22 protein-coding genes and 2 pseudogenes are annotated in these 22242 nt (G+C 58.5%); 18 read left to right on the forward strand and 6 right to left on the reverse strand.

The features are described 5' to 3' along the window. Nucleotides 1–97: 97 nt before the first annotated feature. From AC07VY_RS22520 to AC07VY_RS22530, 3 genes are read right to left on the reverse strand one after another with little or no spacing between them, the layout of a single operon-like run. On the reverse strand, nt 98–859 hold the full coding sequence (locus tag AC07VY_RS22520) for a molybdopterin-dependent oxidoreductase (RefSeq protein ID WP_495074241.1): 762 nt from the start codon (nt 857–859) through the stop codon (nt 98–100). Then, nucleotides 856–1458 carry a cytochrome b/b6 domain-containing protein gene (locus AC07VY_RS22525; RefSeq protein WP_495074242.1) on the reverse strand — a complete coding sequence of 201 codons (603 nt, stop codon included), beginning with the start codon at nt 1456–1458 and terminating at the stop codon, nt 856–858. Before AC07VY_RS22525 ends, AC07VY_RS22520 begins: the two co-directional genes overlap by 4 nt. Further along, complete coding sequence (locus AC07VY_RS22530; RefSeq protein WP_495074243.1) at nt 1458–2087, reverse strand: hypothetical protein; 630 nt, start codon at nt 2085–2087, stop codon at nt 1458–1460. Before AC07VY_RS22530 ends, AC07VY_RS22525 begins: the two co-directional genes overlap by 1 nt. A 120-nt stretch (nt 2088–2207) precedes the next feature. Between AC07VY_RS22530 and AC07VY_RS22535 the strand changes: the two genes are divergently transcribed. Next, entirely contained in the window at nt 2208–2879 is a 672-nt protein-coding gene (locus tag AC07VY_RS22535) for a heavy metal response regulator transcription factor (protein WP_495074244.1), read from the forward strand. After that, on the forward strand, nt 2876–4297 hold the full coding sequence (locus tag AC07VY_RS22540) for a heavy metal sensor histidine kinase (RefSeq protein ID WP_495099447.1): 1422 nt from the start codon (nt 2876–2878) through the stop codon (nt 4295–4297). The genes AC07VY_RS22535 and AC07VY_RS22540 overlap by 4 nt, the downstream gene beginning before the upstream one ends. Nucleotides 4298–4870: 573 nt before the next feature. On the opposite strand, the gene AC07VY_RS22545 is transcribed toward AC07VY_RS22540, so the two are convergent. Further along, the gene (locus AC07VY_RS22545) at nt 4871–5578 is read right to left on the reverse strand and encodes a TetR/AcrR family transcriptional regulator (protein ID WP_495099448.1); all 708 of its coding nucleotides are present in this window, start codon (nt 5576–5578) and stop codon (nt 4871–4873) included. 215 nt (nt 5579–5793) lie between these two features. Between AC07VY_RS22545 and AC07VY_RS22550 the strand changes: the two genes are divergently transcribed. Genes AC07VY_RS22550 through AC07VY_RS22560 form a run of 3 tightly spaced genes read left to right on the forward strand, consistent with a single transcriptional unit; the run spans nt 5794 to nt 8263 of the window. Next, on the forward strand, nt 5794–6213 hold the full coding sequence (locus tag AC07VY_RS22550) for a carboxymuconolactone decarboxylase family protein (protein ID WP_495099449.1): 420 nt from the start codon (nt 5794–5796) through the stop codon (nt 6211–6213). Between the two features lie 11 nt (nt 6214–6224). After that, nucleotides 6225–7445 carry an MFS transporter gene (locus AC07VY_RS22555; protein WP_495099450.1) on the forward strand — a complete coding sequence of 407 codons (1221 nt, stop codon included), beginning with the start codon at nt 6225–6227 and terminating at the stop codon, nt 7443–7445. Continuing rightward, nucleotides 7427–8263 carry an aldo/keto reductase gene (locus tag AC07VY_RS22560; protein ID WP_495099451.1) on the forward strand — a complete coding sequence of 279 codons (837 nt, stop codon included), beginning with the start codon at nt 7427–7429 and terminating at the stop codon, nt 8261–8263. The genes AC07VY_RS22555 and AC07VY_RS22560 overlap by 19 nt, the downstream gene beginning before the upstream one ends. Before the next feature lie 143 nt (nt 8264–8406). Here the strand turns inward: AC07VY_RS22560 and AC07VY_RS22565 are convergent. Then, nucleotides 8407–9108: pseudogene (locus AC07VY_RS22565) on the reverse strand (IS256 family transposase); the annotation flags it as partial. Between the two features lie 277 nt (nt 9109–9385). On the opposite strand from AC07VY_RS22565, the gene AC07VY_RS22570 reads away from it, so the two are divergent. From AC07VY_RS22570 to AC07VY_RS22590, 5 genes are all read left to right on the forward strand, one after another. After that, entirely contained in the window at nt 9386–10105 is a 720-nt protein-coding gene (locus AC07VY_RS22570) for an ATP-binding cassette domain-containing protein (protein WP_495099452.1), read from the forward strand. A gap of 18 nt (nt 10106–10123) precedes the next feature. Next, nucleotides 10124–10231 carry a hypothetical protein gene (locus tag AC07VY_RS22575; protein WP_495074250.1) on the forward strand — a complete coding sequence of 36 codons (108 nt, stop codon included), beginning with the start codon at nt 10124–10126 and terminating at the stop codon, nt 10229–10231. Between the two features lie 194 nt (nt 10232–10425). Next, nucleotides 10426–11415 (forward strand): aliphatic sulfonate ABC transporter substrate-binding protein, encoded by a 990-nt coding sequence (locus AC07VY_RS22580; RefSeq protein WP_495099453.1) that lies wholly within the window; start codon nt 10426–10428, stop codon nt 11413–11415. A gap of 7 nt (nt 11416–11422) precedes the next feature. Further along, nucleotides 11423–12268 (forward strand): ABC transporter permease, encoded by an 846-nt coding sequence (locus AC07VY_RS22585; RefSeq protein WP_495074252.1) that lies wholly within the window; start codon nt 11423–11425, stop codon nt 12266–12268. After that, nucleotides 12265–13005, forward strand: a complete 741-nt coding sequence (locus AC07VY_RS22590; protein ID WP_495074253.1) for an ABC transporter ATP-binding protein — start codon at nt 12265–12267, stop codon at nt 13003–13005. The genes AC07VY_RS22585 and AC07VY_RS22590 overlap by 4 nt, the downstream gene beginning before the upstream one ends. Before the next feature lie 134 nt (nt 13006–13139). Here the strand turns inward: AC07VY_RS22590 and AC07VY_RS22595 are convergent. After that, nucleotides 13140–13541: pseudogene (locus AC07VY_RS22595) on the reverse strand (ABC transporter substrate-binding protein); the annotation flags it as partial. 134 nt (nt 13542–13675) lie between these two features. Here AC07VY_RS22595 and AC07VY_RS22600 point away from each other — a divergent pair. The 8 genes from AC07VY_RS22600 (at nt 13676) to AC07VY_RS22635 (ending at nt 22235) form a co-directional block, all read left to right on the forward strand. Further along, on the forward strand, nt 13676–15277 hold the full coding sequence (locus AC07VY_RS22600; protein ID WP_495099454.1) for a rhodanese-like domain-containing protein: 1602 nt from the start codon (nt 13676–13678) through the stop codon (nt 15275–15277). Between the two features lie 69 nt (nt 15278–15346). Next, a complete protein-coding gene (locus tag AC07VY_RS22605) occupies nt 15347–16201 on the forward strand; it encodes a transporter substrate-binding domain-containing protein (protein WP_495099455.1) in 855 nt (284 codons plus the stop codon). A gap of 65 nt (nt 16202–16266) precedes the next feature. Beyond that, on the forward strand, nt 16267–17130 hold the full coding sequence (locus AC07VY_RS22610; RefSeq protein WP_495074256.1) for a transporter substrate-binding domain-containing protein: 864 nt from the start codon (nt 16267–16269) through the stop codon (nt 17128–17130). A 28-nt stretch (nt 17131–17158) separates the two neighbouring features. Next, entirely contained in the window at nt 17159–18571 is a 1413-nt protein-coding gene (locus AC07VY_RS22615; protein WP_495074257.1) for an FAD-binding oxidoreductase, read from the forward strand. Nucleotides 18572–18589: 18 nt separating this feature from the next. Beyond that, nucleotides 18590–19843, forward strand: coding sequence for an aminotransferase class I/II-fold pyridoxal phosphate-dependent enzyme (locus AC07VY_RS22620; protein WP_495074258.1), 1254 nt, complete (start codon nt 18590–18592; stop codon nt 19841–19843). Beyond that, nucleotides 19840–20586 carry an amino acid ABC transporter permease gene (locus tag AC07VY_RS22625; protein ID WP_495074259.1) on the forward strand — a complete coding sequence of 249 codons (747 nt, stop codon included), beginning with the start codon at nt 19840–19842 and terminating at the stop codon, nt 20584–20586. Before AC07VY_RS22620 ends, AC07VY_RS22625 begins: the two co-directional genes overlap by 4 nt. After that, nucleotides 20576–21388: an amino acid ABC transporter permease gene (locus AC07VY_RS22630; protein ID WP_495074260.1), complete on the forward strand. Its 813-nt coding sequence runs from the start codon at nt 20576–20578 to the stop codon at nt 21386–21388. Before AC07VY_RS22625 ends, AC07VY_RS22630 begins: the two co-directional genes overlap by 11 nt. Further along, nucleotides 21375–22235 carry an amino acid ABC transporter ATP-binding protein gene (locus tag AC07VY_RS22635; RefSeq protein ID WP_495099456.1) on the forward strand — a complete coding sequence of 287 codons (861 nt, stop codon included), beginning with the start codon at nt 21375–21377 and terminating at the stop codon, nt 22233–22235. Before AC07VY_RS22630 ends, AC07VY_RS22635 begins: the two co-directional genes overlap by 14 nt. Nucleotides 22236–22242: the final 7 nt, after the last annotated feature.

The raw sequence follows: 22242 nt of genomic DNA on the forward strand, positions 1-22242 counted from the left end.
CATGGATAGACAAAGCTTTCGTTGCTCCTTCGCTTTAGCGCGAGTCATTAGGAGGAACATTCAAAGTCAGCGCGCATCGCCATTGTCTTAATTAGTGTCACAGGCCGCTGTACCAGTTGTAGCCCTGATCCTCCCAATAGCCACCAGGGTTGGTGTTGCTTACGAAGATGGCTGCAATGTGCTTTGGATTCTTGAAGCCGAGCTTGGTCGGCACGCGCAGCTTCAAGGGAAAGCCATATTGGGTAGGCAACGGCGCATCGCCGAAATCGAGTGCCAACAGCGTTTGTGGGTGCAACGCGGTTGCCATGTCTAAGCTCGAGTAGTAGCGGTCGGCGCACTTAAAGCCAACGTAACGCGCCGTTGTGTCTGCTCCTATGCGCTCCAAAAATGTGCGGAACGGTACGCCCCGCCATTCGCCAATTGCACTCCAGCCTTCGATACAGATGTGGCGAGTGATTTGCGCCGCTTGTGGCAATTGGCGCAGGCGTTCGACCGTCCAAGATCGTTTGTCAGAGACTAGGCCGGAGACTTCAAGCCGATAAGTCGAGAGCTCAATTTCAGGCGCATCGAACTCCGGATAGAACGCGTTGAACGGATACGGCTTCGTAATCTGGCTGGCCGCATAGGTTGGTGCAAGGCGTTTTGGGTTGAAGAGCCACCCCTGCGTGCGATCATTCCAACGCGACATCGCCCACAGGACGCGATCGACCCGATCACCGTCCTGCAGATTGCAACCCGAAAGCATCGTTAGTGCGCCGATAGAGAGGGATGAACGCAGCATCAGCCGACGCTCCAAGTCTACGAACTGCCTGGCGTGATCAGCGAGCACCGGGCGCGGAAGTTTTCGGTTTGAACTCATGAGCTGATTGCTGCGCGATGTGAACGCCCGGTCACCATGGGCAGTAAGGTTCGTGGCACGATAGCGACCAATGCGAGGTGAATGACGACGAAGCCAACGATGCCCGCCATCGCAATGAAGTGTATCGAGCGCGCCGTGTCGAACCCCCCGAATAGCTCGGCGAGCGCAGCGAACTGCACCGGCTTCCAGATCGCGAGGCCCGAGGCGACGACAAGTACACCCAGTAACAGGACAACCACATAGAGCAACCGTTGAACCGCGTTGTAGATGCCAGGCTGATGAGGTAAACGCCCACGCAATGCGAGTAGCGCATCACGGGCGATTTCGCGCCCCCGCAGCGACAGAAAATGTCGCTTGAAGTGCCCACTGACGCAACCGTAAACCACGTAGAACAGGCCGTTGACAACAAGTAACCACATCGCCGTGAAGTGCCAGGCAACCGAGCCGCCGAGCCACCCTCCCAGCGTTGCCCAGGCTGGGATGCTGAACCGGAAGATTGGCGAGGCGTTGTAAATGCCCCAGCCGCTCATCGCCATACACGCCAAAGCAAGGGCGTTGGTCCAGTGCGCAATACGAACCGCAAACGGGTGTATATGCATTACATTGGCGGCGTAACGCCGTTTTTACCTGCGGAGATAAAGAGTGCGCTCAAATTCGCACCCGCGTCCTTCTTTGCGAGCAGCACGACCTTTGTGCCCGGCACAAGTAGTGAACGGTCGCCGAATTCGAGTTTAACGATAGGCACGTCCTCCGGTATCACGATCTTCTTCTCGCCACTCTTGTACTTGACGATGATAGTTCGGCCATTGCTTACAACGAGATCGCCAATGGTGCCATTAGTCATGGTGCCGTTTTTGCCGAGATCCCATGCGCGATGACCTTCACCGGTGCCACGCATGTCAGGCGGAAAGACGTGAATCTCCAGCGCCTTGAGGGAGCCGTCCGGCTGGGGGGTTGCTGCGGAACCGATGTAGCTGCCGGGCACGACTTCGCTGATATTGGCGAGCGTTACACCACGGATTTGGGTGCTTTTTGTCAGGCTTACAGTCACATCTTCGCCGCGGATGGTGTGGATTTTCATTGCGTCGCCATCGACTGCAGTGATCGCGCCGCGCACCCCGATGGGCGGTACCTCTTGTGCCATGGTAGCCGTAGCGCTGATTACCAAGGCGCTGGCAAGTAGCGCCGGTATCATCAAGGTGTTGAGGAGCCCGTCTAGTTTACGCATCTGAAGCTTTCAATAGTGGAAGACAGCGCAAGTCTATGCAAGCTCAAGCTCCTATGAGTGACGTATTGATTACAAAAATGTCATTAATACAGCCGAGGTTTTCGGAGAAAATTTCGACGCATGACCATCCTGGTGATTGAAGACGACCCGAAGACGGGTGACTACCTGAAGAAGGGCTTGACAGAGTGCGGCTATGCCGTAGACCTCGCACGCACCGGAACCGATGGGCTGCATATAGCGTTAGAGAATACCTACGAGCTGGTGGTGCTCGACGTGATGTTGCCGGGCATTGATGGCTGGCAGATTATGGGGGCACTGCGTGAGCGACGCGACCTGCCGGTCCTCTTTCTCAGTGCCCGCGACCAGTTGCATGACCGAATTCACGGCCTTGAGCTCGGTGCCGATGACTATCTTGTCAAACCCTTCTCGTTCACCGAACTGGTCTTGCGCATCCGCACGTTGCTGCGCCGCGGCGTGGTGCGTGAGGCTGAGGTGTTCGAATGTGCTGACCTGAGGCTCGACGTCTTGCGACGTAAGGTCACACGTGGAGGCGTCGAAATTATGTTGACCAACAAAGAGTTCCTACTGCTGCATCTCTTAATCAGGCGGGAGGGCGAAGCGCTATCTCGTACGCAGATCGCCTCGGAAGTATGGGACATGAATTTCGACAGCGATACCAACGTCGTCGATGTAGCAGTCAAGCGGCTGCGCGCAAAGATCGACCAGCCCTTCGACAAGAAGCTGATTCATACCGTGCGTAGCATCGGCTACAGCTTTGGCGATGGCACATGAAGATCGTGACCCGTAACTCGACAAACTCGCTTGCCACGCGGGCGACCCTGTTGCTCGCCCTCGTCGCCTGCCTGGTTACCGCCTCGCTGGGAATGTACTTCTATCAGACGGCACGGATGTCAATGAACCGGTATCAGGACCTGCTACTGATCGGCCGTGTAGAGCACTTCCGCCGGTTGGTCGGTGACAGCTACACGGTAACCGGTCTGCGCGATCGGCCAGTGTTATCCGAGACAATGCTTGGCGCAGAGCGCGATGTGTTGCTACTCCGCCGGCCTAGCGCAGTCCCGTTTATTCAGGTCAACCCTGAGCGGGTGCCAGTGCCAGAGCTTGCGACGGCGGCGATCAACCGTCCGCTGACGTTGGACGACGTATTGACGCAGACGCATGCCGGCATACCGATGCACTGGGTGGCAGCCATTGCCCGCTCTGGTGAAGATGGCGAGCCAATTGAGATTGTCGCGGGGCACCCGTTTCTCAATGAAATGGAGATGATCACCGCGTTGCGCGACCGTATCTTCCTAGCGAGCGCAGTTGCAATGCTCGCTGCAACGCTGCTCGCCTACACCGTGATGCGCCACGGTCTGCGGCCCTTGCGCGAACTCGCAACAAAGACGGAGCAGATCGGTCCGATCAATCTTGCAGCACGCCTTGACGCGCGGAGGCTGCCGCACGAAGTGCGGCAGATGGTGGAGGCCGTCAATGCGATGCTTGACCGCATTGCATTCGGTTATGAGCGCCTGTCGCAGTTTTCGGCAGACCTCGCGCATGAAATTCGAACGCCCATCGGCGCATTGATCGGCCAGACCCAGGTGGCGCTTCGTTTGCTGCGCCCGGCCGATGAATACCGCGAGACGCTCGAATCGAATCTCGAAGAGTTGAACCGGTTGCGCTCAATCGCTGAGAATATTCTGTTCCTCGCGCAGGCCGACCATGCTGCGTTAAGCATCGAGCGTAATGAGATTTCGCTAAGCGACACCTTGCAGAAAATCGCCGACTACTTTGAAGGGCCCGCCGATGAAAATGGGCTGCGCTTCGAGATCGTGGCCGAAGGGGTCGTGCATGCCGAACCTGCACTGTGCCAGCGAGCCATAAACAATTTGGTGCTCAATGCTGTGCGACATGCCACGAAAGGCACGACAGTGCGGCTGAGAGGGACCCAAGGCCCCACTGGTGCGACGATCGCCGTCGAAAACGATGGCGGACTCGTATCCCCCGAACACCTTGGGCGCTTCTTCGACCGCTTCTACCGTGGCGACACAGCGCGCAGGCACGACACCGAGTCCAATGGACTGGGCCTCGCAATTGTCAAGGCCATCATGATCCTGCACGGCGGCACGGCCGAGGTGTTATGCCCAATACCAGGATTGATTCGCTTCGAATTGCGATTTCCTGACATAGCATTCGCCCCGACATGACCCATCGACTGAATGTGCTTCAATCACTTGGGTGGCATCAACATAGGTCATGCTGCGTGAATTGCCAGGCATTTCTCAAGGAATGAGCCGGGAGCGGTACCTCCTTTAGAACAGGAATCCGCACACTTTGCAAGGACGCAGCTCGGAACGATCTACTCGTTTGCGGGTGCGCTGATAGCTTGAGCGATCAGCGTAATTGAATGCCGCTATTTTGAATTGATGGTAACTACAGTGCCCCCATACCGCTCTGATCATTTTTGCGACAAAACATCTGCTAACTGGTGCTGAGCATGCACAGCCGAGATCTTGGGATCGTTGAAATAATCGGCAACGATATCGATCCATCCTTGCGACATCTGCGAAGGCATGAGTCCACAATGTATTCCTGCGAACTGCAGTCGCAGCGACCAGCTTCGAATGGCACTCATTATTGCCGCGTTAATCACTCTTTGCATCCTACCGCTTAGGGGAAACATTTCATGTTACGCAACTGGAAAGTCATGAAGGCTCCTCAAAAGACGTTGGCGCAAGCCCCTCAAAACCGAAACAAGAATTACCAGCAATTGATGTTGATTATTTGGCCTTAGGGCTATTAGTACTTTGACTGCTCGTTCGAAGCTTGCCCTCTGCTTGACCGTAATGCCCGAGGAAAATGGTCACCGCCTGCTCTACAACGTCGTTGATTTGCGCCTTCGTCAGCTTTTTTTCGCTTCCCATCACCCGAACCCACAAGACCGATTCATCGATCATTCCGAGAAACTGGGCAGATGCGAGAGCCGGATTTATCACGTTCAATGTTCCGCGTCGACCGAGTTCAGCGATGTAGTTCCGCACCGCGCTGACAGCAGGTGTTTTGCCTACTTCAAAAAATCGACGTGTCAGATCGGGAAAGCGGGGACCTTCGGCAATCACCATGCGAAGAAATGCAACCGCAAGAGGCGGTGCCCAGAAGGCTGCCACACCATATCCGATACGTCGCAATCCGGCCTCAGGATCAGACAGTGCATCCTCGTCAGTGGCAATATCCATGACCGGAAACGCGCGCCACATGCGCTCGGCAACGGCGCTAAACAAGGATTCCTTACCGTCAGGGAACTGGTTGTACAGCGTGCGGCGTGCCACGCCGGCCGCCTTTGCTACCAAAGCCATGGTGGTCCCTTCGAAGCCTTGCTCGATGAACACCCGGCTGGCTGCAGCCAGTATCAGGTCCCGTTTAGCAACCACTGCTGGAAGGGTCAAAACTGAGTCGAACAAAGAAGGAAACGAAGAAATAGATTGCATGATTAAGGGAGCCTGGTCAATTATTCGGCGTTTTTGCACTGCCAAGTCTACTCTTGCTCCGCCCTGTACAGATCGGCTCATGCGCTTTATCTCCGTACTAAAGCGCATTGCGGTCGGCGGCTATCGCACCAGCTATAAACATTCGAAGTCAGCGTTTGACAAAATTGCACTCACTGGTCTACTATTGCACTTAAATGTGCAAATATAGATTTCTTATGACTATTGCGACTACATCAAAACCGACGTCAGACACGTTCTTTGAACAAAGCTGCATAACCTTCGAAGCCGCATTCGACTCACCGCCTCAGGCTTTTATCGATTCGGTGGACGCCACGGCCCCCGGCTTTGGCCACCGCATTGTTAAAACGGAGTTTGAACATGTCTACAACCGTCGTGTCCTGGATCTAAAAAACCGCGAGCTCTGTATCAATGTGTCCAGCGCCGCATTGGACGGGACAGGCTCCGGCGCAGTTCGCATGCACATTTCCGCCGCATTGCGCCATGGTGCAACCCGCGCTGAAACCACTGAAGTGCAGATGCAGGTGGGCATGGCTGCAGGCTTACCAGCATCGTTGAGCGCATTGCAAGTAGCGCGCGAGACGTTCGATGCAATGGACACCACGACACCAGTTTGAAAGGCATCGTTATGTTCACGTCTATCCCTTTGAACGGCGCACGCCGTGGCACGATAGCCATGATGGCCCTGGCCTGCGGTGTCATGGTGGCCAATATTTACCTGTGCCAACCGTTGCTGGCAGAAATGGCTACAGCTTTCGGTGTCCCAGCACAGATGGCGGCTCTGGTGGCGGTCATCACACAAGTTGGCTATACGCTGGGTATCCTGCTGGTAGTGCCGCTCGCCGATATAGCCGATCCGAAGAAGCTAGTACGCCGGTTGCTGTTGCTTTCCGCATGCGGCCTAACAAGCGGTGCGTTTGCTCCGGGCATCTATGTTTTGTTGCTGGCCAGCCTGCTGATTGCGTCGACTTCGATCGTGGCGCAAGTGCTGATTCCGCTGGCGACGACTTTGGGGACGCCCCTGCACAGGGGGCGCATCGTGAGTGCGCTAACAACAGGACTGGTCCTCGGAATTCTGTTGTCACGTACTGTTTCCGGCGCTGTAGCAGAAGTTGCCGGAACCTGGCGTGCCCCGTACCTGCTCCAGGCTGCCATAGTATTGGCTTTGTCCTTCGTTTTGCCAAGCTTTCTCCCGAGCCGTCCGGCCAAAACGGCTATTAGCAGTTATGCCGAGTTGCAGCATTCCCTTTTGCCTCTGCTTAGGCACAACCCACTGCGTCTGTCGATGGCGCTGAGTTTCTGCCTTTTTGCGGCGTTCTCGGCGATCTGGGCCACGCTCGCATTCCACCTCGCCAGTACTGCCTTCGGCATGGGGCCGGCAGCGGCGGGTCTATTTGGGCTTTGGGGTGCACCTGGCGCATTGCTCGCGCCGATAGCAGGACGCCTCTCCGACCGCTGGGGGCCGAGCCGCGTGAACACAGTGTCCTTGCTGGCGATGGCCCTGTCTGTGGCCTTTGCTTCTTTCAGGGGGGGGACATCGGTGACTGCGCTGGTACTGGCAGTCAACCTGCTGGACTTTGGGGTCCAGAGCGGTCAAGTTGCTAACCAGACCCGCATTTTTGGACTGGGTGACACTATCCATGGCCGCCTGAATAGTATCTACATGGTTACTACCTTTACAGGCGGTGCATCGGGTGCTCTTGCGGGCGGTTGGGCTTGGTCCATCGGCAGCTGGCAGGCAGTTTGTGCGTTGGCTGCGGGGCTGATTGTTCTTGCCGGACTGGTGCTTGCATGGTCTGGTTTTTACGGGCAACAAACTAATACGCCAGCATGGCAAGCACCACAATGAAGACCCGCTTCATTGCCTCGACCGGCGAAGCCATTCCGGTCATCGGTTGCGGTACATGGCTGGGTTTTGACCATGCCCCAGGCAGCCCGGGGTTTGGCAAGCTGCCAGGGGTGCTGGATGCACTATTTACAGATGGCGGCAAAGTTGTCGACAGTTCCCCCATGTATGGTAAATCCGAGGCTGCGATCGGCAAACTCCTTCAAGCGCACAAACCACCATATGGCGCGTTCATTGCCACCAAGGTCTGGACGAACGGACGTGAAGCGGGTATACGCCAAATGGAGGAGTCGATGCGAAGGCTGCGGGTGGCATCCGTCGATTTGATGCAGGTGCACAACCTTGTCGATTACCGCACCCATTTGCCGACTCTGCGCGCTTGGAAAGACGCTGGTCGTGTGCGATATCTGGGGATTACCCATTACACGTCATCAGCCTACGACGAGGTCGAGGCTATTCTGCGCACTGAGAAGCTTGATTTTTTACAGATCAATTATTCGATTGATGACCGGGGCGCCGCCCAGCGTCTGTTGCCGCTGGCTTCCGAGCGCGGTGTAGCTGTTTTAGTCAATATGCCGTTCGGTGGTGGTGACCTGCTGCTGCGTCTCCGGAAAAAGGCTCTGCCGGGCTGGGCCGGCGAAATCGGCTGCACCAGTTGGTCGCAGATTCTGCTCAAGTTCGTCCTAAGCCATGCGGCAGTTACTTGCGTTATTCCAGGCAGCAGCAATGCTGCTCATATGGCAGAGAACACCGAGGCAGGCATGGCAGAACCTGTCCCTGAAGGGTTCTGGCGGGACAAGTTAAGCTTAATAGACGATTGAAACTTGGACATCGGTTCAGTCGAGCTTAGTGAGCGCTTTTACTGGCTAGCTCGGAATAGATGGCTTAGCTAGCCGGGCGTGTCCGAATTTCCGTGTGTAAGGCTCGTTGAACCTTTGCCGATTCGTGAAACTGGTTGGGGATTTTAGGTGCCCAATTTTGTGAACCGGTCCTCGTGGAGGATCGCGAATTGGTTCATTGCTGATTTCCAGTTGTTGGCCGCCCGTCCCCAGTCCTCGGTGATGTTGCGCAGCGCTAGCCAGATCAACTTGGTGGCCGCATCGTGGCTAGGGAAGTGTCCACGCGTCTTGATGATCTTGCGCAACCTCGCATTCACACTCTCAATGGCGTTGGTCGTGTAGATCAATCGCCGCACCTCGGGCGGAAAGGCGAAGAACGGGATGACCTTGTCCCAGGCCCTGCGCCAGGCCCCCACGACGGTCGGGAACTTCTGGCCCCGGAGTTCAGCCTCAAACGCGTGCAGTTCGCTCCCGGCCGCCTCGGAACTCACTGCCGTGTAGATCGGTTTGATCGCCGCAGCAAGTGCCTTGCGGTCCTTCCAACTGGCGAAGTCCAGGCTGTTACGGATCAGGTGCACGATGCAGGCTTGCAGTGTCGTAGCAGGAAACACCACCCCCAACGCCTCGGGCATGCCCTTGAGGCCATCGGTGACGGCAATCAGGATGTCGTGCACCCCGCGCGTCTTGAGCTCGTTGAAGACTTTCATCCAGAACTTGGCACCTTCGGTGTTCTCTATCCAGATGCCCAAGATGTCTCGGCTGCCGTCGGGCAGCACGCCCAGGGCCAGATAAACTGCCTTGGAGCGCACCACCGCATCTTCGCGGATCGGCGTCCACTACAGATTCCCGAGGGCCATCCCGGCCTGCTCCTTCGCGAACCTCAAGGCATCACTGACGTTACCTGCCCCCCGGTCCTTGAACCGGAATCGCCATCGCCCCACGAGGTGACGGCACTGTGGTTTCCTCGTAGTACAACTCCCTGTGGCCTTGCCAGCGTTCATCGCTGGGCGTTCCTGAAACCTGCCATGGTTGTCGAGCATTTGGTCGGCACCCGATGCCGTACCCATAATCCCGTCATCCTGTGAGCACGCGTTGCACGCGGTTGTGTTTGCCTCTTTAGGCTCCCCGCGCGTCCTCGCTCACACACTCTGCACCACCCTGGACTTTCGGTCAGCCGGCTGGCTGCTGTGCGCCCTGGCAGGGCAGCCGAAAAAGGTGCTGCACGCGGGGCAGGACGTCAGCTTCGATATACCCGGCGGCAGCAGCTTCGGGCTGGTCGGCGAATCGGGCTCGGGCAAATCCACCATGGCGCGCATCATTGCCGGCCTGACGCCGCCGACCGCAGGACGCGTGTTGATCGACGGCATAGACCGATGGGCCGACGCTCGAGGTGCAGTGCAGTTGCGCGAGCGCTTTCAAATGATCTTCCAGGACCCGTATGCCAGCCTCAACCCGCGCTGGCGCGTGGACAGCCTGATTGCAGAACCCCTGGAGGTTCTGGGCCTGACCCACAGCCGCGCGGAAACCGAGGAACGCGTGGCCGACGCGCTGCGCCGCGTACGTATGTCGCCGGACGACGGCAGGCGCTACCCGTACCAGTTTTCAGGCGGGCAACGCCAGCGTATCGCCATCGCCCGGGCCCTGGCCAGCCGGCCCGCATTCATCGTCTGCGACGAACCCACGTCTTCGCTAGACGTGTCGGTGCAGGCCCAGGTGCTGAACCTGATGCGCGACCTGCAAGAAGAATTCGGGCTGACCTACTTGCTGATCAGCCACAACCTGGCTGTAGTGCGGCATATGTGCGACCAGGTCGGGGTCATGTAGCGTGGGCAGTTGGTAGAGGTGGGGCCTGCTGACGCAGTTTTTGCAGCCCCGCAACATGCCTACACCCGCGAGCTGCTGGCAGCCATTCCCGGCCAAAACGTCGATGCACGACATCGAACGCCATAACCCACAAGCCCCATAAGAATGGAATGGGCCGCTGCGCCAGACTCATAGACACCACAGCATAGTCACTGCTCCATCCATGGCTGGCTACTTTTCATTACCGCCATCCGCATAAACAAACACGTTTTTCTAATTTGTCGCCGCACAGCTACGTCGCTAGCATCGCACCTTTGCAATCTTGCACGTAGGAAATTTTGATGAAACGCCGTTCAGTCCTCCACGGCGCCGTTGCAGGCGCTACGACCTTTGCGCTGCCTGTTATAGCGCGCGCAGCTGACACACTCAAGGAAGTTCGGCTCGACTATGCCTACTACTCCCCTACCAGCCTGGTATTGCGGCGCTTCGGCTGGCTAGAACAGGAATTCAAGAAAGATGGTATCGACGTCAAGTGGGTTCTGAGTGCTGGCAGCAACCGAGCCCTGGAGTATCTAAATGCCAACAGCATCGATATTGGCTCCAGCGCTGGGCTGGCAGCAGTGCTCGCCCGTGCGAACGGCAACCCCATCCGAACCCCTTATATTTTTTCCCGACCTGAATGGACGGCACTGGTAGTCCGGAGAGACTCCAACATCCGCACCTTGGCTGACCTGAAAGGCAAGAAGATTGCGGCAACAAAGGGAACTGATCCCTACCTATTTCTGCTACGCGCACTGCAAACTGTGAAGTTGCGCCGCAGCGACATCGAGCATGTCAGCCTGCAACATGCTGATGGGCGCACAGCTCTTGAACAGGGCCGAGTAGACGCCTGGGCCGGGCTCGACCCGCTGATGGCCGCAAGCGAGCTCGACGCCGGCTCACGGCTCATCTACCGCAACGTAGCCTTCAATACCTATGGCTTTCTGAATGTACGCGAAGATTTTCTGGCAAACCATCCGGCCGAAGTGCAGCGCGTGATCAGTGCCTACGAAAAAGCACGCAAATGGACGCTGACCAATACGACCGAGGCCGCGCGTATCCTGTCGGAAGAAGCCAAGGTCAGCCTCGAGGTTGCGCTTCTGCAGCTGAAACTGCGCACCGACCTGAGCAATCCAACTCCCTCGTCTGAACACGTCAAGGCCCTGCAAGCCGCCTCGCCGATTCTTCTCGAAGAACAGCTGGTCAAACCTTGCACCAACCTCAACCAGGTCATAACCGACCTGGTCGACACGAAGTTCGCCCGTGCCTTGAGCACTGGCGCAGCGGCGTGACACGGATATGAGCGCCTTGCCGCCGCCGGAATCGATGGCCCCGCTGGTACCCGTAGTACGGCAGGTTCCGCCCGCGCGCTCGCACTCCGTGCGCCGCCTACCGTCCCGCTGGTTGGGTGCGGTGATTCCCATCACCCTACTGCTCGGCCTGGAGCTCGCCGTGCGCCAAGGTTGGGTGGAAGCCCATTTGCTACCGCCGCCGAGCGAGATCACTCGCACATTGGTCGAACTGGCGGGCCGAGACCTTGCTAACCATGTGTTGATCAGTACGGCACGGGTACTCATCGGTTTCATCTTGGGTGCCGCATTGGCGATATCCCTAGGGGTCTGGGTGGGCCTGAGTCAGCGCGCTGAAGCACTGCTGGACCCGACCTTCCAGGCGTTGCGAGCTATACCCTCACTGGCATGGGTTCCGCTGCTATTGCTATGGCTTGGCATCGACGAAGCTGCCAAGCTGGCACTCATCGCCATAGGCGCCTTCTTTCCCGTTTACATGGGAGTCGCTTCAGGACTGCGGGATGTCGACCGCAAGCTGATCGAAGTCGCAGAAATGGCCGGCCTCGGCTCTATCGCTCTGGCGCGTCGCGTGTTGTTGCCTGCGGCGCTGCCAGCGATCTGGACAGGTCTGCGCAATGGGTTGTCCCTGGCATGGATGTTCATGGTGGCCGCGGAGCTGATTGCAGCAACACGGGGCCTGGGCTATCTGCTGACCGATGGGCGCGAAACCGGTCGCGTGGACATTGTGCTGGCAGCCATTGTCCTGCTGGCAGTCATGGGCAAGCTCACTGACAGTGGCATGCAGGCCATGGAGAGCCGCTGGCTCGCTTGGCGCGACACGGTAGTCACGCGATGACTGCACTTTCAACGTTGCTCGACGTCCATATTCGACGCAAGCACTTCGTGGCCAGCGAAGTGCTGCACGATGTTCGCTTGCAGCTTGCCGAGGGTGAGTGCGTCACGCTGGTCGGAACAAGTGGCTGCGGCAAGAGCACGCTCCTTCGCATCGTTGCCGGGCTCGACCGCGACTACCAGGGGCAGGTTCTACTGAATGGCCAAGCCATCACCGCGCCGACGCGCGACATACGCTTTGTCTTCCAGGAACCCCGGCTCTTTCCATGGTTGACAGTTGCCGCCAACGTGGCGTTCGATGGCCGCGGTGCAGAAGACATCGCACGAGCGACAGTACTGCTCCAGGAAGTCGGCCTGGCCGGCTTTGGCGAACGGCTTCCCAAGGAACTGTCAGGTGGGCAAGCGCAGCGCGTGGCAATCGCCAGAGGCCTGCTGGTACAGCCACGGGTACTACTGTTGGACGAGCCGTTTTCCGCAGTGGACGCCTTCACCCGCCTCAAACTGCAAGAATTGCTGCTGCATGTCGCTCGCGCGCACCGCATCGCGGTGCTGATGGTGACCCACGACATCGACGAGGCAGTGCACCTGGGCGACCGCGTGCTAGTGTTCGAGGCGGCACCCGGCCGCATTGCAGAAACAGTACCCGTGACAGCGCCACACCCGCGTGATCGTGACAGCGCAGCCGTAGGTTCAGCCGTAGCCTCGGTACGCCAGGCATTGCAGCAGGCACACGCGTTCTGATCGACTTATATAGCCCGCTTAGGAAGTACGGGCCGTAGAAGCTGGGTTGCCAGGCTCCAGTTCGATCAGCGCACCGTGCGTGCGCCTTACATCCAGGTTGCCATCTGCCTGCGTGCGCAACACCAGAGCGTAAGGGCCCTGACCACCTGCGCTCCGCGCGCTTCGGCTGGCTTGACAAATACATCACGGCTTGTACGACCCCAACCGGTGTTCAGAAACAGCACCGCTACACGTTTAAAACCCAGCGTCTTCACTGCTAGGTCGGCCAGCAGCGGCTGCGCGTTGGTTGGACTGACAGAGGGGTTCCAAATGTAATCTCCTCTCTTCGTGAAGTCGGGACGGAAATTAGCGAAGCCAAACTGCACCAGCCCAGCACGCTGGTAAATGGGCCACAGGGTCATGAGCGCAGGACTCGAAAAAACTCCGATCTCTATACGGATGCGTGGGTCGTTGACAAACTTTTTCGCCAGCCCAACAGCCTGACGCAGATCGCTCTGGCTGTCCTCGAATACGTAGGCAAGTGGTTTGCCGTGGACAACTTCCGTCACCAACCTGACAGGCCCTTGGTTGCCCACAAAAATCATCTATCCATATTCAAGAAGCTTCCATAAGAGAGTGCCCTATCGGCGCTATGGTTACTGCTTTATTTTGTCAGCACCAAGCTCTCCCCATGTCTTTTGAATCGCATCTCCACATTTCTGCAGCCACCTTGAAACGGTGGTTGAATGACAACCAAGAAATCGCATTGCTCGATGTGCGTGAGGCAGGGCAGTTCGGTGAAGGGCACCCGTTTTTTGCTGTACCACTGGCCTACAGCCGCCTAGAGCTGGAAGTGGTGCAATTGGTGCCGCGCAGAGACACCCGCACCGTTCTTATAGATGCAGACGATGGCGTTGCACAACGCGCTGCCGATGAACTGCACGCCTTAGGCTATACCCAGGTACATGTGCTCGCAGGTGGCGCCCCCGCATGGGCAAAGGCCGGCTACACCCTGTTCCAAGGCGTGAATCTACCCTCCAAAACTTTTGGCGAACTGGTAGAGCTCGCTTATGCGACGCCGCATATTTCGGCCCATGAACTCAGCGCGCGCCAACTCTCCGGTGAGCCCTTGCTGCTATTGGATGGACGTACTTTTGAAGAGCATCGCAAGATGACATTGCCGGGTGCAGTATCGGTACCCAACGGGGAGCTTGCACTACGTTGGCGAGGCTTGGTCAAGGATGCGCAGACCCCCATCGTGGTCCATTGCGCAGGCCGTACCCGTAGCATCATTGGTGCCCAAATTCTGCGCAGCCTGGGTATTCCCAATCCGGTGGTAGCGCTGGAGAATGGCACCCAGGGCTGGGCACTGGCTGACCTGCAGTTGGAGCGCGGCAGCACGCGCCGAGATACCAACACAGCCGAAGCCCATGCCGAAGACCAAGCCGCTGCTTCGCGGGTTGCCGTCGAGGCAGGCGTCCTCACACTCACGGCCCAGCAAGCCCAGGAATGGCTGGACACTCCGCAGCGAACCACCTATGTGCTGGACATTCGCAGCGCCGAGGAGTTTTCCGCAGGCAGCCTGCCTGGCGCCCGCCATGCACCCGGCGGACAGCTGCTGCAGGCCACTGACCAGACCATTGGCGTACGCGGTAGCCGCGTGCTGCTGCTGGACGATGAGGGCGTACGCGCACCTGTGGTCGCGGCATGGCTGCGCAGGCTTGGCTTCGACACCGCCGTTGTGGAAAAAGGCATCCATGCGCCATTGCGTGTACCGCCCTCCACCACCTATGAACCACCTCCGTTGCCGGGAATTTCCGCTGACGCCTTGGAGTTATTCCTCGCGCGCCATAGACCTGTGCTGCTGGATCTGCAAAGCTCTATGGCATATCGCCAGCGGCACCCTGTGGGGGCCCGATGGTCCGTGCGGCCCAAGGTGGTCGCAGACGCGAAGACACATGGCGACAGTCGGGCCATTTTGCTGGTGGCATCCAGTGCCGCAATCGCTCAGCTTGCGGCCAAGGATCTACACAAAGCAGGCTTGCACGATGTGCACTGGACATTCATAGACAGCTGGGTCACCGCCGGCCTGCCCATAGAGGCAACACCCAATATGCCGACGGAAACTGATGCGATCGACTATCTGTTTTTCGTGCATGACCGGCATGAAGGCAACCTGGATGCTGCGCGCCGATATCTGGCCTGGGAAACCGGCTTGATCGCCCAATGCGCACCCGACGAGCTTGGCATTTTTCGCTTGCCAGGTTCCCAAACCGCGCATATCCATATCTGAATAGCTTCGTTGGCTAGAACAGTTGGTTATTAGAAGATAGCCGCTTATTCATTTGCGAATCTGTCGGCTATGCCATATATCGGAAAAAACATTTCTTTTGCAAGCCATCTGCGTCTGTGGGTGGGCTGCGCATCTCTGCTGGGGTTGGTGGCGGGCACTGCCCATGCCGACGCCACTCTGGACAAAATCAAGCAACGCGGAAAGGTCGTGATTGGCGTCAATATCAGCGGTGGTCCGTTTGGTTCCATCGACCCGGCCACGCAGCAACCCGTGGGCTGGAACCCCGAACTGGCCCGCAATCTGGCGAAGAAGCTTGGCTACGATGTTGAACTGGTGCAGGTACAGCCATCGACACGGGTGCAGCTGCTGCAGTCCGGCAAGGTTGACCTGCTGATCGCATCGATGGAATACAACGAAGAGCGCGGTGAGATTCTTGGTTACGCGCCCACCCCCTTCTACCGCGTTGGCGGAACGGCGGCCACCCTCAAGACTTCGGGCATTACCAAGTGGGAAGATTTGCGCGGAAAGACAGTCTGCGCCTCGCAAGGCAGCAGCTTTGTCAAGCCACTGCAAGACAACTACGGCGTACAGGTGCGCGGCTTCAAGACGTCCTCCGAATCTCTGCTTGCACTGCGTGGCGGCAACTGTGTAGCGGCTGTGCATGACGCGACGCTGATCTACCCACTGCTCAAGGACAGCACTGAATGGGCCGGCTATGTCGCCCCGATCACTGAAGAGTTGCGTCCTGCACCATCGGTAGTCTGGACCCGCAAGGGTGAGGCCGACACGATTGTTGCGGTAGACAAAGTCATCCAGGACTGGCACCGCACCGGCTGGCTGATTAGCACCGAGCGCAATCTGGGCATCCGGCCGGCGCAACCGCTGCTCGCCGAATTGCAAGCCAAATTCAAAGCCACCCCCTGATCTTTTCTTTTGTATTCCTGATACCCACAATTTCTCCACGATTTCTGTGGGTCAGAAATTTCTGTATGACATCCCTATATTCTCTGCGCGCACTACTGAGTGCCAGCCTGATGCTCGGTGGACTGGGCGTGGCCCATGCCGATGCTACGCTGGACAAGATCAAACAGCGCGGCAAGCTGTCCGTCGGCGTTGATGGCGTTGGCCCTCCGTTTGGCGTGCTGGACACCGCAACAGGCCAGATAGCCGGCTTCCAGGTAGACCTGGCACGCGATATTGCCAAACGCCTGGGTGTAGAACTTGAAGTCGTTTCCGTCGTTGCATCAACGCGCGTGCAGTTCTTGCAGGCTGGCAAGGTAGATCTGCTGATAGCCAATATCCAGTGGACCAAGGAGCGCAACGAGATTCTCAGCTTCGCACCAACCCCCTACAACCTGGTGGGCGGTGGAGCCATAGTCGCCAAGAACAGCGGCATCCACAAGTGGGAAGACTTGCGCGGCAAGGTAGCTTGTGTGTCGCAAGGCAGCAATTTCACCAAACCCCTGCAAGAGACTTATGGTGCGATTGTCAAAGGACTGCGCGGCATTCCCGAATCATTGCTGGCCCTGAAAGGCGGTACCTGCACAGCCTCGGTCCACATCTACCCAGCAATGCACTACACCTTGAACGGTGAAAGTGCGGCGGAATGGAAAGACTATGCTTTAGCGACCACCGAACAACTGATTCCCTCACCCACCGTGATCTGGACGCGCCGTGGCGAAGCGGATACCCAAGCCCTGGTGGACAAGACCATTCAGGACTGGCACCGCTCAGGCCTGCTGCTGGCCTTAGCCCGCAAAAACGGTGTACCGGACGAATACATCCGTGCGGCCAACCAGAAGGCCCAGCAGGGCCGCTTTGACCGCGCGCCCTTCGAAGCGGATCTGAAATAAGCATCCGCAACAGCCACGGGATCTGCATATGGCCACTCTGCTCACACTGTTGCGCGACATCGTTGGCGATGCGCATGTGTTGCTGGATGCTGATGCAGAACCTTTTCTGACAGACCACCACCGCCGTTTGACGGGGCGTGCACTGGCCGTGGTACGTCCGGCACATACAGCGCAGGCGGCCGAAGTCGTCCGCCTCTGCCATGCCCACCGCACGCCCATCGTGCCGCAGGGCGGTAACACAGGCTTGATGGGCGCAGCAACACCCGACAACCTTGGCCAGTCCATACTGCTGTCGTTGGGGCGACTTAACAAGATACGCAACGTCGATACGGAGAACGACACCATCACCGTCGAGGCCGGCTGCGTACTGGCAAATGTGCAGGCTGCGGCCCATAGCGCACAACGGCTGTTCCCGCTGAGTCTGGGCTCCGAAGGAAGCTGCACCATCGGTGGCAATCTGGGCACCAACGCGGGTGGAACACAGGTGTTGCGCTATGGAAATGCGCGCGAGCTTACCCTGGGCCTGGAAGTCATCACCGCCGAAGGCGCCATCTGGAACGGCTTGCGCGGTCTGCGCAAGGACAACACCGGCTATGCACTGCGAGACATCTACATTGGCAGCGAAGGCACGCTGGGAATCATCACCGCTGCAACGCTCAAGCTCTACCCCCTGCCTGCCGCGCAGCAAACCGCTCTGGTGGCCTTTGCCTGTATTCGGGATGCCATTGCCTTTCTGGGCCAAGCCAAAGCTGGCTTTGGGGTTGGTCTGACGGCATTTGAGCTGCTGTCTGATACAGCGCTCGGCTTGATTGCACAGCACGTACCGGAGCAACAGATACCCCTGAAGAACTTGGAACACCCCTGGTATGCGCTGGTAGAACTGTCGGACGAGGAGAACGAAGCACATGCCCGTACGCTTTTCGAGTCCGTTGTGGGCGCCGCGTATGAAGATGGACTGGTAGGTGATGTAGCGGTAGCCGAAAGTCTGCAGCAGCGCGAGGCTTTGTGGCGACTGCGCGATCAGGCGTTGGGCGAAGCGCAGAAGCGCGACGGCGGCAATATCAAGCACGATATTTCCGTACCTATTTCGCAAGTGCAGGCCTTCTTACGCTATACGGCAGAGCGGCTGCAGGCGCAGTTCCCAGGAGTCAGGCCCGTTGCGTTTGGTCACCTGGGAGACGGCAATCTGCACTACAACGTGTCTCATGCCCCGGGCCAGGACATCCAGGCATTTTTTGCACTTGAAGACGCCATCCACGTCGTGGTGCACGACAGCGCACATGCGCATTGCGGCTCCATCAGCGCGGAGCACGGCATTGGCCAGACCAAGCGCGGCCTGCTGGCGCAATACAAAACACCGATTGAACTCAGCCTGATGCACCGTATCAAGCAGGCCCTGGACCCCTTGGGCCTACTGAACCCCGGCAAGGTATTGCCATAAACCTCTAGACCCACACCCGTGCCCACTCCACCCTTTGCTCTTTCGCAGCGCGTACAGCGCGTCAAACTCTCCGCCAATGCCGCCGCCAGCGCACGCGCCGCTGCATTGGCAGCCCAAGGCCGTGACATCTTGGTATTGACCGCAGGCGAACCCGATTTTGATACTCCTGAGCCCATCAAGCAGGCCGCCATTGCAGCCTTGGCCCAGGGCGATACCAAGTACACCGCAACACCCGGAACACTAGCACTGCGTCAAGCCATCAGCGCCAAATACCAGCGGGAAAATGCGCTGGACTACGGCCCCTCCCAGATCATTGTGGCCAATGGAGCCAAGCAGGTGATCTACCAGGCGTTGGCTGCTACTGTGGACGCCGGCGATGAGGTGATCGTGCCCACTCCCTACTGGCCATCATTTCCCGATATCGTGCGCATCAACGATGGCACACCCGTCATCGTGACTTGCGACGAGAGCAGCAACTTCAAACTTAGCCCGCAAGCGCTGGAGCAGGCTATTACGCCGCACACCCGGTGGCTGATCCTAAACTCCCCAGGCAACCCAACAGGTGCGGTGTACACGCTGGAAGAACTGCTGGCCTTGGCCGAGGTGCTGCGTCGCCACCCCCGCCTGCTGGTGCTCTGGGATGAGATTTACGAGCACATCTGGTTCACGACAGAGCCTCCCGTCCATCTCTTGCATGCAGCACCTGACTTGCACGAGCGCACCCTGCTGGTCAATGGTGCGTCCAAAACCTATGCCATGACGGGATGGCGAATTGGCTGGGGTGCAGGCCCCGAGCCCTTGGTCAAGGCGATGACGGTCGTCCAATCGCAGGTGTCGTCCGCACCGAACTCCATTGGTCAGGCTGCGACCGCATGGGCCTTGCAATCTGCAGACCAAAGCTTCGTCGCCCAGTCACGTCTGGCCTATGCCGGGCGCGGTCGCTTTGTGACCCAGGCACTCAACGCGATTCCCGGTCTGAGTCTGCTGGGCCCCCAAGGCGCCTTCTTTGCCTATGTGAACTGCTCTGCCTTGATCGGCCAGCAACGCCCCGACGGTAAGCTGATCAGCTCAGATGCCGATGTGGTGGATTGGTTGCTGGAGTCGGAAGGCGTTGCCGTGGTCGATGGCGCATCCTATGGCTTGTCACCCTACTTTCGCATCTCCATCGCAGCCAGTGACGCGGTGCTGGAAGATGCCGTCACCCGCATTGCGCGCGCTGTATCCACCTTGCGCAGAGGGCATACCTCCCCCTTAGAACTGGCAACGGTATGAGCGACGTAACGTGGCTTTCCACCGCGGTGGCGGTGCTGAAGCCTATTGGTTTGAACTATGCATTCATGCTGGACACCGGCGAGCGGCAGGCTTTCCTGCGCGGCCTGGGCGTAACCCTGCAGCTGTGCGCAATCACCATTCCATGCAGCCTGCTGGCAGGGGTGCTGATCGCCAGTGCGCTGACCTCCGGCAAAGCTTGGCTGGCCCAGCCTGCGCGAGCCTTTGTGGAGGTAACCCGCAATACGCCCACGCTGGTGCAGCTGTACTGCGCCTTCCTGGTGCTGAACATGCTCATCACCCAGCAATTCAAGACACCGGGCAGCAACCCACTCACTCCCTTTGTATGGGTAGTGATCGTGGTGGCACTGCACAAAGGGGTTTTCCATGCCGAGGCCCTGCGTGCCGGTATAGAGGCCGTGCCGCGTGTGACCTTGGAAGCCGCCCGCTCGCTGGGCTTTTCACGGCGCCAACTGCTGTGGCGGATCGAACTGCCACTGGCCTTGCGGTTTGCATTGCCTTCCCTGGTCAACAACCTGGTGGACCTGGTCAAGATGACCGCCGTAGCCTCAGCGATTGCGGTTGGCGATGTGACCTACGAGTCCATCATGATCTGGACCCAGCGCGACAACGTGTTGGAGCTGCTGCTACTCATCTTGCTGTATTTCGGCTTGCTGACCTGGCTGGTCAGCCGCGCGGGGCGGTGGCTGGAAAACCATTTAAGGATGCCTGGCTATGGCCAATGAGTTTGCTTTGTCTGCTGGCGATAGCTCTGGCGCTCCAAGCCATGGTCCCTGGCGCAGGCCATGGACCGTCGTTGCGCTTGCAGCGCTTGCCGTGGTGGCTTTCTGGATATTGACAGGCACCACGCCTGCCGCATTTGTGCACCTGTGGAAATGGCTGCCGGCCTTGCTGCGTGGCTTGCTGGTGAATATCGGCATCAGCGTGTTGGCCATGGCATTGGGCACCTTGGTGGGCCTGGTGGTAGGCGCCTTGTCACTCTCACCCACGCGTATCCTGCGAAACACCACATCCTGGTACGTGCAGTTCTTCCGCAACGCGCCTATCCTGGTTCTGATCTATTTCACCACCTATGTATTTCCCTTTGAAATCCATCTGGTGTCCTGGACATTTCCCTTCCCCGACTGGGTCAAGGTGGTGCTGGGCCTGGCGCTGCCGGCCAGTGCCAACGTAGCGGAAATCTTCCGTGGTGCCATCCAATCGATCCCCAGCGCCCAATGGGAAGCAGCCCAGTCGCTGGCATTCCGGCGGAGTGAAATATTTCGCCTGGTGGTACTTCCCCAATGCCTGCGCCGCATGCTCCCCCCCTGGATGAACCTGTACGCCAGCATCACCATGAGTACCTCCTTGGCATCACTGGTCGGTGTGCACGATGTGGTCGATATCGCCCAGATTGCCAGTAACACCGTGGCCCGCACGGATTTCACGGTGCTGGTGTACTTCACCATGCTCAGCCTGTTCTTTGCCTACTGCTATCCGATTGCCCGTGCCACTCGCACGCTGGAACAACGCCATGACCGCTACTGACTCCTTCCTATCGTCTCCCTCTGCCGGGGGCGAACCGCCCCTGGTCGCACTGCGCGATGTGCACCTGTCCTTTGGTTCCAACGATGTCCTTAGGGGCGTCAACCTGGAGGTGCGGCGCGGCCAGGCAGTGTCCATCATCGGCCCATCCGGTTCGGGAAAATCCACCATCCTGCGCTGCATCACCGGCCTGTTGCGCCCGCAGCGCGGCGAGATCCGGGTGGGCACTACCCGCGTGGATGGTCTACGCACAGAAGCAGAACTCATCACATTGCGCAAGCGCGTGGGCTTTGTGTTCCAGCAGTACAACCTGTTTCCCCATCTGTCGGTGCTGGAAAACCTGGTCATCGCCCCGACCCGCGTGGTGGGACGCAGCCGCGCCGATGCGGTACGTGAAGCACGCGTGCTGCTGGACAAGGTTCGCCTGTCCCACAAGGAGAGCGCCTACCCAGGTGAGTTGTCCGGCGGCCAGCAGCAGCGCGTGGCGATTGCCCGCGCACTGGCCATGCAGCCCGAGTTGATTCTGTTTGACGAAGTGACCTCGGCACTCGACCCTGAGACAGTTGGCGAAGTGCTAACCGTGATCCGGGACCTAGTGCAAGGGGGAATGACCTGTGTACTGGTGACGCATGAAATGCGCTTTGCCGAGGAAATCAGTGACGAGGTGTACTTCACCGAAGCCGGTGTGATCGTCGAACACGGGCCTGCGGCACGCATCTTTGGAGACCCTGCTAGCGACCGTACCCACGCCTTTCTACACCGTGCTTTGGGTGATGGCGCACGTGGCCGCATGCCACCAGCCCCCGTCTATGACCCGCTGCCGTTTGAGCGCCTGCACTTTTCCTTCTGAATTGAAA

This window comes from Rhodoferax sp. GW821-FHT02C08 (assembly GCF_059421805.1).